This is a genomic window from Klenkia sesuvii (assembly GCF_037083825.1).
Taxonomy (GTDB): Bacteria; Actinomycetota; Actinomycetes; order Mycobacteriales; family Geodermatophilaceae; genus Klenkia; species Klenkia sesuvii.
The window spans coordinates 1-14,271 of the sequence record NZ_JBAPLU010000032.1; the positions used below are offsets into that span (position 1 = coordinate 1).

The 14,271-nt window shown below is 72.3% G+C and carries 11 protein-coding genes and 1 pseudogene; all 12 read right to left on the reverse strand.

Going from position 1 to position 14,271, the window contains the following annotated elements; genetic code table 11:
- On the reverse strand, positions 1 to 980 hold a 980-nt coding region (locus TEK04_RS19985; protein WP_336406125.1), incomplete at its 3' end, for a sulfatase/phosphatase domain-containing protein.
- Positions 874 to 1,716 carry a sulfatase-like hydrolase/transferase gene (locus TEK04_RS19990; RefSeq protein WP_336406126.1) on the reverse strand — a complete coding sequence of 281 codons (843 nt, stop codon included), beginning with the start codon at positions 1,714 to 1,716 and terminating at the stop codon, positions 874 to 876. The genes TEK04_RS19990 and TEK04_RS19985, both read right to left, overlap by 107 nt.
- A 19-nt stretch (positions 1,717 to 1,735) precedes the next feature.
- Complete coding sequence (locus TEK04_RS19995) at positions 1,736 to 3,325, reverse strand: sulfatase family protein (RefSeq protein WP_336406127.1); 1,590 nt, start codon at positions 3,323 to 3,325, stop codon at positions 1,736 to 1,738.
- 73 nt (positions 3,326 to 3,398) lie between these two features.
- Positions 3,399 to 4,240, reverse strand: a pseudogene (locus tag TEK04_RS20000) (formylglycine-generating enzyme family protein).
- A gap of 113 nt (positions 4,241 to 4,353) precedes the next feature.
- Positions 4,354 to 6,438 carry a dipeptide ABC transporter ATP-binding protein gene (locus tag TEK04_RS20005; RefSeq protein ID WP_336406129.1) on the reverse strand — a complete coding sequence of 695 codons (2,085 nt, stop codon included), beginning with the start codon at positions 6,436 to 6,438 and terminating at the stop codon, positions 4,354 to 4,356.
- Positions 6,435 to 7,361 (reverse strand): ABC transporter permease, encoded by a 927-nt coding sequence (locus TEK04_RS20010; RefSeq protein WP_336406130.1) that lies wholly within the window; start codon positions 7,359 to 7,361, stop codon positions 6,435 to 6,437. Before TEK04_RS20010 ends, TEK04_RS20005 begins: the two co-directional genes overlap by 4 nt.
- 5 nt (positions 7,362 to 7,366) lie before the next feature.
- Entirely contained in the window at positions 7,367 to 8,311 is a 945-nt protein-coding gene (locus tag TEK04_RS20015) for an ABC transporter permease (RefSeq protein ID WP_336406131.1), read from the reverse strand.
- On the reverse strand, positions 8,308 to 8,607 hold the full coding sequence (locus TEK04_RS20020; RefSeq protein WP_336406132.1) for a hypothetical protein: 300 nt from the start codon (positions 8,605 to 8,607) through the stop codon (positions 8,308 to 8,310). Before TEK04_RS20020 ends, TEK04_RS20015 begins: the two co-directional genes overlap by 4 nt.
- A gap of 187 nt (positions 8,608 to 8,794) precedes the next feature.
- Positions 8,795 to 10,573, reverse strand: coding sequence for a sulfatase (locus TEK04_RS20025; protein ID WP_336406133.1), 1,779 nt, complete (start codon positions 10,571 to 10,573; stop codon positions 8,795 to 8,797).
- Positions 10,570 to 10,902: a hypothetical protein gene (locus TEK04_RS20030; RefSeq protein WP_336406134.1), complete on the reverse strand. Its 333-nt coding sequence runs from the start codon at positions 10,900 to 10,902 to the stop codon at positions 10,570 to 10,572. Before TEK04_RS20030 ends, TEK04_RS20025 begins: the two co-directional genes overlap by 4 nt.
- Positions 10,899 to 12,449 carry an ABC transporter substrate-binding protein gene (locus tag TEK04_RS20035; protein WP_336406135.1) on the reverse strand — a complete coding sequence of 517 codons (1,551 nt, stop codon included), beginning with the start codon at positions 12,447 to 12,449 and terminating at the stop codon, positions 10,899 to 10,901. Before TEK04_RS20035 ends, TEK04_RS20030 begins: the two co-directional genes overlap by 4 nt.
- Positions 12,450 to 12,571: 122 nt before the next feature.
- Positions 12,572 to 14,206, reverse strand: a complete 1,635-nt coding sequence (locus tag TEK04_RS20040; protein ID WP_336406136.1) for a sulfatase family protein — start codon at positions 14,204 to 14,206, stop codon at positions 12,572 to 12,574.
- Positions 14,207 to 14,271 lie beyond the last annotated feature (65 nt).

Here is a 14,271-nt window from a genome sequence, read left to right on the forward strand (position 1 = left end):
ACACCGAGGGTGGGCGGGAGGGTGAGCAGCTCGGTGCGGGTCAGCTCGGGCACGTGCCGTTCGACCACCGCGTGCGCCCGGGGGTCCTGCAGGAGGCGGGCCAACGGCTCCAGGAGCAGGTCGGCAGCGGGCAGCTCGGCCAGCGGCGGCAGGGGCTCGGCCGTCGCCGCTGCCCGGTCGGCCTGGGCGCGCACCAGCAGGTTCTCGGGCCCGACCTCCCCGCTGAACGGGATGCCCAGTCGCTGGAACTGGCCGGGCGGGGCGTCGTTCTCGTGCATCAGGCGGGCAAGCAACCGCAGCATGTGCAGCTCGACGTCGTCGTCCTGCAGGGGGCGCAGCTGGCCGGGGTCGGTCGCCAGGTCGAACAGCAGCGTGCCGTGCAGCCAGGGGTTGCTGCGCGCGCCGGAGGCCGGGATGCGCAGGGTGCGCAGGCCCTTGGTGAACGAGAACGGCTCGGCCGCTTCCCAGTCGGCGAGCTCCCCCGCGCCGAACCGGCTGCGCATGTGGGCGGGCATCAGCGTGTGCTCGTCCAGCGGCGCGTTGCTCGCCTCGGCCGGCGCCCGCATGTAGACGTAGCGCCCGTCGGTGACGTTGACGTGACCGCCGTGCGCGCCGAACAACCCGCCCTCGCGCGGCGGCCGTTGCCCGCCCGGCACCTGGTCCCCGCCGATGAGCTCCGCCAGGTCCCGGCCCTGCACGTCGGGGGTGGGTTCGAGCCCGAAGAAGCGCAGCAGCGTCGGCGCGATGTCGATCGTCTGCGCCAGTGCGCCGCAGCGGGTGCCCTGCTCGCCGGTGCGCGGGTCCCAGAGGAAGAAGGGCAGCCGCACCAGCTCGTTGAACCAGGGCATCACCGACTTCGCCCACCACCCCCGCTCACCGAGCAGGAAGCCGTGGTCGGTGTTGATGATCAGCATCGTGTCGGCCCACATGTCGTGGCCGTCCATGAAGTCCAGCAACCGCCCGAGCGAGGCGTCGCACATCGAGACGAGCGCCGCGTACTCGTAGCGCGTGCGCCACCTGGGACGCGGGCTCGGTCACCTTCTGGTACCCGGGCCAGTCGAACTGCGGTCCGTCGTAGTCGTGCGCGTACCGCTTCTTGTGGTCCTCGTGCGTGAAGAACGGCTCGTGCGGGTCGAACAGCTCCAGTTGCAGGAACCAGTTGTCCGCTCCGACGTTGGTCTCCAGGAAGTGGATGCCGGCGTCGACCGTGCGGGTCTGGTTGTGGTCGGCCTCGGTCGGCATGCAGCTGCGGTTGATCGCGTCCTGCCGGTGCAGTGCCCGGAAGACCGGGTGCACCGCGGGGTCGCCCGCTGGTTCGTCCGGGCGGGGCACGACCCCCTTCCACGGGTCCCCCTCCTGGCCGCGGAAGAACTCCCAGGTCGAGTAGCGGGTGTGGTAGTTGCCGCCCCCGTCCTCGAAGTAGTGCTGGTGGTCGGTGGCCAGGTGGGTGTGCACCCCGGCCTGCTTGAGGAGCTCCGGCATCGAGTCGTCGAAGGGTTCCAGCGGGCCCCAGCTGCGGTGCAGGAAGTTGTACCGGCCGGTGTGCATCTCGCGCCGGGCCGGCATGCAAGGCATCGACCCGGCGTAGAAGTCGTCGAAGGTCACCGCCCGCTCCGCCAGCCGGGCGAAGTTCGGGGCCTCGACGAAGGTGTCCGGCTCGTAGGGCGGCAGCATGTGCCGGTTGAGGCTGTCGAACATCAGGACGATGGCGCGCACGGGGGTCCTCCAGGTCTGCTTAGTCGAGCTCGTCGGAGCGGGTCGCCGGCGGGGCGGCGACGCCGGCGAAGCGCCGCACCATCCGCTCGCGGCGCTCGGCCGGCCAGGACTGCTCGCTGGCGTGCCAGCTCACCGGGGTCGCGCCCAGGGCGGTGGACAGCTGCCGCTCGAGGTCCTCGGCCAGGTGCGCCCGCCCGGTGGCCCGCAGGTGGTCGGCGTACATGACCGGGTCGTTGTAGTAGGTCGGGCCGACCTGCAGCGTGGTCTGCATCGGGTCGGGCAGGGCGCCGGGCCGGCCGGCGTAGGTGTGCCACCACTCGGCCAGGTGGCTGCGCATCTCCCCGGCCAGCGCCGGCTGCTCCTCGACCAGGTTGTGGGTCAGGTGCGGGTCGGCGGTGACGTCGTAGAGCTGCTCCCAGTCCACCTTCATGACGCCGGGGTGGTAGGTGCGGATGTACATGTGGTCCCGGGTGCGCACCGCCCGCTGGTAGGTGTGCGCACCCTGGCTGAGCACCAGGTACTCCCGCGAGCCGATCTGCTCACCGCGCACCGCGTCGGCGAAGGACTCCCCCTGCCAGCCCGGGGGGACCGGCACGTCGAGCAGGTCGCACAGGGTCGGCGCCAGGTCGATGTTGTAGAGCAGGCTGTCGCAGTGCCGCGCCGAGTCGGGCAGGTCGTCGGTGACCCCGGGCCAGTAGACGACCAGCGGCAGGCGCAGCACCGCCTCGTTGGCGTGCCCGTGCTCGCCGTAGGAACCGTTCTCCCCGAAGGACTCCCCGTGGTCGGCGCTGACGATGATCGCGGTCTCCTCGGCGATGCCGAGCTCGTCCAGGGTGGCCAGCAGCTCCCCGAACAGCTGGTCCCAGTACATGATCGTGCCGTCGAAGCCGTTGATCAGGTGCTCGAAGTCCGCCCGGGTGCGGATCTGGTCCGGCGCGTTGTGCGGCGTCGGCGAGGTGCGCGGCACCACGCTGTAGTGCAGGTCGAGTGCGCTGCGCGCGCCGTAGACCTCCTGGTGCCCGTCGATCGCCTCCTGCTCCGGCCAGGCCGGCGGCGGACCGGAGGCGGCGGCCTTCTCCGTCCAGCCCGGCTCGGTGAGGTAGGGGGTGTGCGGCTCCCAGTAGGTCAGGTGCAGGTACCAGTCGTCCTCGTCGGCGTGCCGGCGGATCCAGTCCAGCCCCACCCGGTTGATCGCGCTGCCGTCCTCGTCGTTGATCTGGTTGGTGGCCCGGATCGACTCCCGGAAGTTGCCCAGGAAGTGGTAGGCCCGGTGCCGCTCGGCGAACATCGACACCGCCGCGGTGTACCAGCCGTGGTCACCGAGCCGCTGGCCCAGCAGCGGCCGCTCGGGGTGCGGGGAGTGGCCGGAGTCCAGCCGGTACCGGGCCGCCTCGCCGAAGTGGCCGATGACCCCGTTGCTGATCCCGAACTGGCCGCTGGTCAGTGCGGTTCGCGAGGGCAGGCACGGGGAGTCCGAGCAGTAGTACCGGTCGAAGGTGACACCGCGGTCGGCCAGCGCCTGCAGGTTGGGCGTGGTGGGCCGGGCGTAGCCGTACGGGGTGGTGTGGTCGGCCCGCAGCGTGTCGACGTCGATGTAGATGATGCGCATGGCGGTCTCCCGGGTCGGGTGGCGGTGGAGCGGGGTCGGTGGGGGTGCACACCACCGGCCCCGCGGTCAGGGGTCAGTCGGCGTCGCGGGCGCAGCGGAAACCGGTGTTCCCGCCGGCGCTGCCGATCTCGTTGCGGGTGCGGGCGGCCACCCGGTAGCGGTTGCAGTAGCTGTCGTGGCACAGGTAGGAGCCCCCGCGCATGACCTTGCCGGGGCCGGTCGCCGGCCCGGCCGGGTCGCGGACCGGGCCGGTCGGGTGGTCGGTCCCCCACCAGTCGGCGCACCACTCCCACACGTTGCCGGCGGTGTGAACAGGCCGAAGCCGTTCGGCGGGAAGGCGTCGACGGGTGCGGTCCCCGCGAAGCCGTCCTCGCGGGTGTTCTTCACCGGGAAGCGGCCCTGCCAGATGTTGGCCCGGTGCTCCCCACCCGGGGTGAGCTCGTCGCCCCAGGGGTAGCGCCGCTGGTCGAGCCCGCCGCGGGCGGCGTACTCCCACTCCGCCTCGGTCGGCAGCCGCTTGCCGGCCCAGCCGGCGTAGGCGGCCGCGTCGTCCCAGGACACGTGCACCACGGGGTGGTCGCCCCGCTCGTCCGTCGAGCTGCCCGGCCCCTCCGGCCGGCGCCAGTCGGCGCCGGTGACCGCTGCCCACCACGGGGTGATGTCCGGGCGCGGGGAGATGCGGCGCAGCTCCCCCGGGAGGAAGCCGACGAAGACGTAGGACCAGCCGAACCGCTCGGCCTCGGTGACGTAGCCGGTGGCCGCGACGAATGCGGCGAACTGCGCGTTGGAGACGGCGTACCGGTCGACCAGGAACGGGGAGACCTCGACGGTGCGCACCGGGCCCTCGCCGTCGGAGGGGAACCCGTACCGGTCGTCGGTCCCCATCCGGAAGGCGCCCCCGGGCAGGTCGACCATCGACTCCCGGCCCACCACGGTGCCCGCAGCGGTGACCGGGGGCACCGGGCCCGCTGCTCCCCGGCCCGGAGGGGCGGAGTCGGCCCCCCGGTCCGGTGCGCAGCAGGCCCCGCTCACGCCGGGGTCCCCGCGCGGGAGAGCTCCCCGGCGAAGTGGCAGGCCGCCAGCTGACCGGTGGGCGTCGGCTGCAACGCCGGCTCCTGCTCCACGCAGACCGTACGGTCGGGGTGGTGCAGCGGCCCGATCGGGCACCGGGTGCGGAACCGGCACCCCGACGGCGGGTTCTTCGGGCTGGGCAGGTCCCCGCCCAGCACGATCCGCTCGCGGTCCTTCTCCGCGGTGTCGGGGACCGGTGAGGACGCCAGCAGCGCCGCGGTGTAGGGGTGCTGGGGGTTGGCGTAGACGGCCTCGGCATCGCCGACCTCGACGAAGGACCCCAGGTACATGACCACCACCCGGTCGGAGAGGTGGCGCACCACCGACAGGTCGTGGGCGATGAACAGGTAGCCGAGGTCGAACTCGTCGCGCAGCGACTCCAGCAGGTTGATGATCTGCGCCTGGATGGAGACGTCCAGCGCCGAGACCGGCTCGTCGAGGATGAGCAGCTTGGGCCGTGCCGCCAGCGCGCGGGCGATGCCCACGCGCTGGCGCTGCCCGCCGGAGAACGCGTGCGGGTAGCGGTCCAGGTAGCGCTCGTGCAGCCCGACGCGCTCGGGCAGGCTGCGGGCCTCGGCGTCGCGTTCCCCCGCCGGCACCCCGCGCACCGCCAGCGCCTCGTCCAGGGACTGGCGGATGGTGCGCCGCGGGTTCAGCGAGGCGTAGGGGTCCTGGAAGACGTACTGCACCGTCTCGCGCAGCGCCTTGGACCCGGCCGCCTCGTCGGAGCCCACGACGTGGTCGCCGACGGTGATGGTGCCCGCCGCGGCGGGGTTGATCCCCACGATGGTGCGGGCCAGGGTCGACTTGCCGCAGCCGGACTCCCCGACCAGCCCCAGGGTCTCGCCGCTGGAGACGGTGAGGCTGACCCCGGCGACGGCGTAGACCGGCTCGTGCTTGCCGAACAACCGCCGCCGGTCCCCGGCCACGTCGACCTTGAGGTCCTCGATCTGCAGCAGCGGCAGCGAGGCGCTGGCGCGCTCCCCGCCGGCGGGCTCGTCGGGCACCAGCGGCGGGATCTCCATCCCGCGCTCGGTGACGTGGCAGGCGGCCAGGTGCCGCTCCCCCTCCCGGGGCAGCAGCTCGGGCACCCGCTCCGAGCAGATGTCCTCGGCCAGCCGGCAGCGCGGCTGGAACGGGCACCCCGGCGGCAGGTTGGCCGGGTCCGGCGGTGAGCCGGGGATGGCCGGCAGCCGCCGTCCGGCGGAGTGCTCGTCGATGCGGGGCATGGCGGCGAGCAGGTCGGCGGTGTAGGGCAGCTGGGGGCGGCCGAAGATGGTCTCCACCGGGCCGCGCTCCATCACCCGGCCGCCGTACATGACCACGACGTCGTCGCACATCTCGGCGACCACGCCCATGTCGTGGGTGATCATGATGACCGCGATGCCGAGCTCGTCGCGCAGGTCGCCCAGCAGGCGCAGGATCTGCGCCTGGATGGTCACGTCCAGCGCGGTGGTCGGCTCGTCGGCGATCAGCAACGAGGGCTTGCTGGCCAGCGCGACGGCGATGACCACGCGCTGGCGCATGCCGCCGGAGAACTGGTGCGGGTACTCGTCGAGCCGGCGGTCGACGTCGGGGATGCCGACCTGCCCGAGCAGCTCGCGGGCCCGCTCGCGGGCCTGCTTCTTGTCGGTGCCGTGCACGATCAGCGCCTCGGCGATCTGGTCGCCGACGGTCATCACCGGGTTGAGCGCGGACTGCGGGTCCTGGAAGACCATGGCGATCTCCTCGCCGCGCAGCTCCCGCATCCGCTTGTCGTCGAGGGTCAGCAGGTCGGTGCCGCGGTAGACCACCTCCCCGCCGGTGATCTCGCCGGGGGCACGCACCATCCGCAGGATCGACCGGGCGGTGACCGACTTGCCCGAGCCGGACTCCCCGACGATGCCGAGCACCTGGCCCGGGCGGACGGAGAAGGTCACGTCGTTGACCGCCCGCACCACGCCCTCGGCGGTGCGGAACTCGGTGCGCAGGCCGCGCACGTCGAGCAGGACGTCGGTCTGCGTCACCGCGGTGGCGCCGGTGTGCTGGGAGGAGAGGGTCATCGCCGGTTCGCCACCTGGTTCAGAGCGTCGGACAGCAGGGTGAAGGCCAGCGCGAGCAGCAGCAGCAGCACGCCGGGGCCGATCACGTAGGTCGGCAGCGACTGCACGTACCGGGCACCCACGTTGAGCATCGCACCGAGGGAGGGGTTGGGCGGGTTGATGCCCAGGCCCACGATGGACAGACCGGCCTCGATGAAGATCGCCACGACCATGAACACCGACGCCTGGACCAGCAGCGGGTCGACCACGTTGGGCAGGATGTGCCGGGTCATCACGGTCGACTTCTTGACGCCGAGCACGCGGGCGGCCATCACGTACTCGCGCTGCTCCTCACCGAGCAGCCCGGCCCGGGCGAGCCGGCCGAAACCGGGGAGCCCGGCGACCACGATGGCCAGGAACAGCGCCAGCCAGCCGGTGCCGATGACCAGCACGATCATGATGCCGAGGATGAGGCCGGGGAAGCCCAGGATGATGTCCAGCAGCCGCTGGGTCACCGAGCCCAATGTCTTGGACAGGTACCCCGACAGGCCCAGCGCCGTACCGATCACCATGGCGACCGGGACCGCGAGCAGGATCAGCGAGAGGTCGGTCCGCAGGCCGTAGACCGTGCGGGTCAGGATGTCGCGGCCGAACTCGTCGGTGCCTAGCCAGTGCTGCGCCGACGGGCCGGCCAGCGCACCCCGGGCCTGCTGGTCGTAACCGCCCGGGAAGAGCACCGGTGCCAGCAGCGCGACCCCGATGAGCAGCACGAGCAGGATCGCCGCCGTGAGCCCCTTCGGCGTGCTCAGCGCGCTGGCGTACCGCGACCACGCATCGCCCCCGGTGCGCTTGCGGCGTCCGGCCCGGGCCGGCACCGGTCCCGAGCCGGGGTCCTCGGGGAGGTCCCCGGGCCCGTTGGTGGACGTGTCGATTGCCTTGGTCATGTCGATCAGCCCAATCGGACGCGGGGGTCGAGCGCGGCCAGCACGATCTCGGTGAGCAGCTGGCCGATGACGGCGATGAAGACGGCGAAGACGATCAGCACCTGGACCACGGTGTAGTCCGCGCTCTGCGCCCCGGACACGGCCAGCTGGCCCAGCCCGTAGCGGGCGAAGATCGCCTCGATCACGACCGCACCGGCCAGCAGGTCACCGAACCGGATGCCGATCGCGACGACCGCCGGGCCGAGGCTGTTGCGCAGCACGTGCCGCTGGCTGATCCGCCGGGGCGGCACGCCCTTGCTGACCGCCAGGTCGATGAACTCCTCCTGGCGGATGGCCAGCATCCGGGTCTGCACCAACCGCGCCACCCCGGCCGACATCGGCAGGGCCAGCGCCAGCGCCGGCAGCACCAGGTACTGGATGCCGATCTCGGGGTCGTCGAGCACCGAGACCTCGCCACTGGTGGGCAGCACCCGGAAGAAGACCCCGAAGACCAGGATGAACAGCAGGCCGACCAGGAACGGCGGGGCGGCCAGCAGGCCGGTGTTGGTGCCCTCGACCAGCACCCGGGCCCACCGGGCCCGGACCGAGCCGGCCAGCACGCCCAGGCCGATGCCGAACACGACCAGGAACAGCCCGGCCAGCAGCGCCAGCTCCAACGTGCTGGCCAGGCGGTCCCCGATCAGCTCGGCGACCGGCCGGTTGAACCGGAGCGACTGCCCCAGGTCACCGGTGAACAGCCCGCCCATCCAGTTGAAGTACTGCCCGACCAGCGGCTGGTCCAGGCCCAGGTCGGCCCGGATGGCCGCGATGGTCTCGGCCGAGGCGTCCGGCCCGGCGACCGCCGCGGCCGGGTCGCCGGGCACCAGCCGAGGGAGCAGGAAGGCGATCACGCTGGTGGCGAACAGCACCAGCAGAACCGACGGCGCCCTCCTGATCAGGAACCGGATCATTCGACGAAGCAGGCGCCGGTCGCCGGGGTGCCCAGCAGCTGGCCGTCGATGCCCTGCACCTGGGTGCTGCGCACCGCGACGCCGGTCGATGTCACCAGCGGCACGACGACCGCCTGCTCGTTGAGGTAGTCGGTGTAGGCCTCGACGGCGTCGTCGGCGTCGTCACCGGTGGCCTCGACGAGCTGCTGCACCAGCTGCTCGTACTCCGGCGTCGTGGTCTGCCGGTGACCGCCGCTGACCCGCAGGTCCTGGTTGGTCTGGACCATGAACGCCGGCGTGCCGTTGATGCCGCGCACGGACAGGAAGTTGCCGCCCTCCCCGGGAGCAACCCCTTCGTCACTCGGGCTGGGTTCGGCGAGGGTCCGGGCGGCTGACGGGTCCATGTGACGGCCCGCACCTCGCTGTGATGCCGGTAACCTACCGAACACTCGGTAAGAAGCAAGGCTTCGCCGAAGATTTCCGCGACGTTGCCGAACCGTGACCTCAGCGGTCCGCGGACAGCGCCGCCAGGCCGTCGGAGAGGTCGCGCAGCCGGGCCACCGGGAGCAGGCCGACGGCGAACGCGGCGACCTCCACCGGGCTCAGCGGCGCGGTGATCGTGCGCATCGGTTCGCGCAGCAGACCGGGCACCACGGACCCCACGACGGCGGTGGCCGCGGGGTCGGCGAGCAGCTCCCGCAGCGGGGTGTTCGCGCTGCACAGCCCGGCCGGGTACTCCTCTCGGCGGACCGGGGTGCGCGCGGCCTCCACCTGCGGCCAGTGCCGGCGCACCAGCAGGTGGCCCTCGTCCGCGGGCCCCTCCGGCGGCAGACCCAGCCGCTGGTACTGCTCCGGCGGGGCGTCGTTGGCCCGCATGAGCTCCAGCATCAGCCCGACCATCCGGGCCTCCAGCTCGTCGTCCACCAGCGGCGTGCGCTGCTCGGGGTCGGTCGCCAGGTCGAACAGCAGGGTCCCGAAGGCGAACGGGCTGCCCATCGCCGCGCCGCCGGTGCGCAAGGTCGGCACGTCCTTGGTGAACCGGAACGGCGGCGCCAGGGTGGCCGAGCGCAGCTCCGCCGGGGTGAACCGGGACATCATGTGGGTCGGCATCAGCGTGTACTCCGCCAGCGGCTCGTTGGCCGCGGTGACCGGGGCACGCATGTAGACGTAGCGGCCGTCGGTGACGTTGACGTGCCCGCCGAACCCCCCGAACAGCCCCGCGGTGCGCACCGGCTCGTCTGCCTCGACGACCCCGCGCAGCGGCCGGCCCTCCATGTCCGGCGTGCGGTCGACGTCGAAGAACTCCAGCAGGGTAGGACCGATGTCGATCGTCTGCACCAGGCTGGACCGTCGCTGACCGGCGACCCGGCTGCGCGGGTCCCACACGAACAGCGGGGTGTGGATGGTCTCCTCGTACCACGGCGGGATGTTCTTGCCCCACCAGCCGTGCTCGCCGAGCAGGAAGCCGTGGTCGGTGACCACCATCAGCATGGTGTCCTCCCACAGGTCCAGGGCGTCCATCCGGTCCAGCACCCGGCCCAGCGAGCGGTCGCACATGCTCAGCAGCGCCTTGTACTGCCGGCGCAGGTGCGCGGCCTGGTCGCGGGTCTCCAGCACCTGGGCGTAGTCGGGCCAGTCGCGGTGCGGCCCGTCGTGGTCCTCGGGGTAGAGGTCGGCGTAGCGGTCGTAGCTGAAGAAGGGCTCGTGCGGGTCGAAGGCCTCGATCTGCACCATCCAGCGGTCCTCGCCGGCGTTGGTGTCGATGAACTCCAGCCCCGCGTCGAAGGTCAGCGTCTGCGGGTGGTCGGCCTCGTCGGTCAGGTGTTGGCGGTTGACCCAGTCCTGCCGGTAGGCCGGCCGGCGCACCCGCTTGAGGTCGGCGGGCATCGGCGGGTCGGCGACCTGGCCCTTCCAGAAGTCGCCCTCCTGGCCCCGGAAGAACTCGTAGGTGCTGTACCGGTTGTGGAAGGTCGCCCCGCCGTCCTCCCAGTAGTGCTGGTGGTCGGTGGCCAGGTGGGTGTGCACGCCGGCGGCCTTGAGCATCTCGGGCACCGAGTCGTCGAAGGGCTCCAGCGGCCCCCAGCCGCGGTGCAGGAAGTTGTACCGGCCGGTGTGCATCTCCCGGCGGGCCGGGATGCAGGGCATGCTGCCGGCGTAGCAGGTGTCGAAGGTCGCCGTCCGCTGCGCCAGCCGCTCGAAGTTGGGTGCGTGCACCCCCTGCGCGCCGTAGGGCGGCAGGTACCGCCGGTTGAGGCTGTCGAACATCACCACGATGGCCTTCACGGAGCTCCTCCTGGGTCCTTGTCCTGCCGGGCCGACCGCACCGCGGCGACGGCCTCCCGGGTCATCCGGTCGACCACCTCGGCCGAGGGTTGCACCGCCGCTGCGGAGTGCGCGCGCAGCAGGTCCGGCAGGTGGTCGCGCACGCCGGCCAGGGCGGGGTCGGCGTGGGGGTCGGCGTGGAACACGTCCTCGACCTCGGGTGCGGCGGGCCGGCCGTGCAGCCGGACGTCGGCGTCCAGCAGTGCCCGCGGGGCGCGGACGTCGTCCGGCCGGTCGGGGTCGACCACCAGCCAGTCCCGACCGGTCGACAGCCGGTCCCCTGCCGTCACTCGGTGAAGCAGGAGGTGGCCGGGGTCCAGCCGCCGAGCACGACCTCGACGTCCTGCAGGTCGGTGGACTGCACCGCGGTGCCGGGCACGGTGACCAGCGGGTGCAGGTAGGCCTGGTCGACCATGTACTCGGTCAGGTCGGCGACGGCGTCGGCGCTCTCCTCGGACGAGGTCGCGTCGATCACCGCGGTGGTCAGCTCGGTGAGCTCCGGGGTGCTGAACTGGCGGTGCGCGCCCTCCAGCCGCAGGTCGGCGTTGGTCTGCACCAGGAAGGCCGGCGAGCCGTTCAGCCCACGCAGGGACAGGTAGCTGCCACCCTCGCCGGCGGCCAGGCGCTGCTGGTAGTCCGGCGGGGCCAGCAGGTTCAGCTCGGGCACCAGGCCGACCTCGGTGAGGTTGTTGGCGATGATCTCGTACTCGGCGGCCACCGCCGGGAGGTTGATGACCGTGATCGGCACCGTCGTCCCGGCCGCGCCGGCCTCCTCGATCAGCGCCCGCGCCTGGTCGGGGTCGTAGTCGTAGGTGCCGGTCAGGTCGTCGGGGTAGCTCGCCGACGCCGCGGCCCAGTACAGCCCGTCGGTGGTGCCCCGACCGCCGAAGACCTGCTCGTTGATCCGGTCCTTGTCGATGGCGTAGCCGATGGCCTGGCGCAGCTGCTGGTCCGCCACGGCGTCCAGGACGATCGGGTAGGTGCCGTTGACGGTGTCCAGCAGCTCGTACTGCGGGTTGCCCTCGGTGACCGAGATGGCGTCCTGCACGGTCAGCCCGGCCGACAGCTGCGCCCGACCCGACCGCAGCGAGGCGACCTGGGCGGTGGAGTCGGGGATCGTGGTGGACTCGATCCGGTCCAGGTAGGGCAACCCCTCCTGCGAGTAGCTCTCGTTCTTGACCAGGACGATGTCGGCGCCGGGGGTGTAGCTCTCCACGGTGAACGGTCCGGTGCCCACGATCTGCGACCCGTCCAGCAGCCCCGCGTAGGTCGCCGAGTCCACGATCGGGGTCAGTGCCAGCGTGCTGGCCAGCGTCTCGGTCAGCGACGTCTGCGCGGTGATGGTCACCTCCAGCTCGCCGGTGGCCTCCACCTGCCAGCCGGAGAGGATGGCCTTGACGTCGGAGACGGTGGCCGGGTCCAGCGCCTGCTGCATCGTGAACACGACGTCCTCGGCGGTGAATGCTCGGCCGCTGTGGAAGGTGACCCCCTCGCGCAGCTGCAGCACCGCGGTGCGGCCGTCGTCGCTGATCTCCCACCCGGTGGCCAGCACCGGCTGGGGGTCGTCGAGGTCGGCGGTGGAGACGTTGATCAGGGGCTCGAAGACCCCTCGCACCCACAGCTGGTTGGTCGCGCTCTGCGCGAGCACCCGGGAGACCTCGGGGGCCGAGGAGTTCGCGGCGACCACGGTGCCGCCCTGCTGGCACTCCCCGCTGCCGCCCTGGGTGGCCGCGTCGTCGGCCTGGTCGACCGCCGAGCTGCAGCCCGCGGCCAGCAGGGAGGCCAGGGCGACCGAGGCGACGGATGCTCGGGTGCGCTGGGTTCGAGTGGGCTGCATTGGGTGACTCCTCGCTGAGTTCTGAGCCCCGTGTGACGCAGCTAACCTACCGAGCATTTGGTAGGCGGCAAGCCCCGCGGCCACATCCCGGCCGATGTGACCCAACCGTGACCCGATCGGGGTCAGCGCAGGTCGACGACGACGTCCTCGCTCGGCGCGTGGCCGAGGCGCCAGGCCCGGAACCACACCCGGTCGGCGTCGGGCGCGGCCACCGGGCCGCTGCACAGCCGCCAGTACCGGCCGTCCTGCTCGGGCGACCCGATCGCGCCGACGAGGCCGGCCGCGGCGGTCGTCGTCCCGGCCGGGTCGGTGGTCCAGCCGATCGACGCCCCAGGGGTGTCGCAGGTCGCGACCAGCCGGCCGTCCGCCACGACCACCACCGGCGCGGCGGTCGGGCGCAGGCGGCCGCCCGGGCGCCACTGCTCGATCAGCTCGTCCTCGGGCACCTGACCCAGGTCCCCGACGTCGGTCATCCAGTCCTCCAGCGCACGGCGGAGGCGGTCCAGCACGGCGGCGTGCGCCGGGTCGGTGGCCAGGTTCGCCGTCTCGTGCGGGTCGGCCTGCAGGTCGTACAGCTCCTCGGCGGGCTTGCTGGCCGCCACCACCGAGCGCTGCAGCGGGGTCAGCACGTCGCGCACCTGCCCGGTGGCGAGCTGGTTGCCCTCCAGCGAGTGCAGCCGGCGCAGCTCCGCCCAGGTGGCGAGGTGGTCGGGGTACTCGCAGTGCTGCATGCCCGAGCGGTCGGGGTGCAGGTTGCGGATGTAGCGGTAGCGGGCGTCCCGGACGGTGCGGCAGGTGTCCTCCTGCACGTCCATCCGGTCCCGGCCACCGAACGCGTACTCGTTCTGGACGAGGAACTGCCCGTCCCGGTCCAGGAACGGCCTGGCCTGCATGTGCTCGGGCACCGGGATGCCGCAGACCTCCAGCATGGTCGGCGCCAGGTCCATCAGCTGGACCAGCTCGGTGCGCCGCTGCCCCGGGGCCAGGACCCCCGGCCAGCGCACGATCAGCGGCTCGCGCAGCCCGCTCTCGTAGGACCACCGCTTGCCGCGCGGCATGCCCAACCCGTGCTCGCTCCAGAACACCACGATCGTGTCCTCGGCGAGCCCGTCCTCGGCCAGCTGGTCGAGGAACTCCCCCGCCCAGTGGTCCATCTCGGTGATCAGGTCGGCGTAGCGGGCCCATGCCCTGCGGAACACCGGGGTGTCGGGGTGGTAGGGCGGCAGCGGCGCGTCGGCCGGGTCGTGCCGCTCCTCGGGCAGCACCCGCGCGGTGCGGGCGGCGAAGGCCTCGTCGTCGAGGTAGATCTGCGACTCGTGGGTGATCATGCCCTGGAAGGTGGCGAAGAACGGGGTGTCCTCGCTGGGCCGGTTGCGCCAGTGCGCGGTGTCGCTGCAGTCGTCGAAGGCGGTGCCGGGCGTCTGCACCTGGAAGTCGGTGAACCAGTTGTTGGTGGTGTAGTAGCCCGCCGCCCGGAAGTACTCGGTGAACAGCGTGACCGCCGGCGGGGGCACCGCCTTGGTGCGCATGTGCATGGTGCCGATCGAGATCGGGTGGCAGCCGGTGTAGATCGCCGAGCGGGACGGCGCGCACACCGGCGCGCTGGCCAAGGCGTTGTCGTACACGACGCCCTCGGCGGCCAGTTGGTCCAGCCGCGGGGTGACCGCGTACTCGGCGCCCGGGTACACCCCCTCGTAGCAGCCCAGGTGGGGGTTGATGTCGTGGGTGCTGATCCAGAGCACGTTCGGTGGCCGCACCGTGATCGCCTTCTTCCTGGTCGGGCCGCGCGCCGTCCACCGGGGACGTGTACACGGCATCTGCA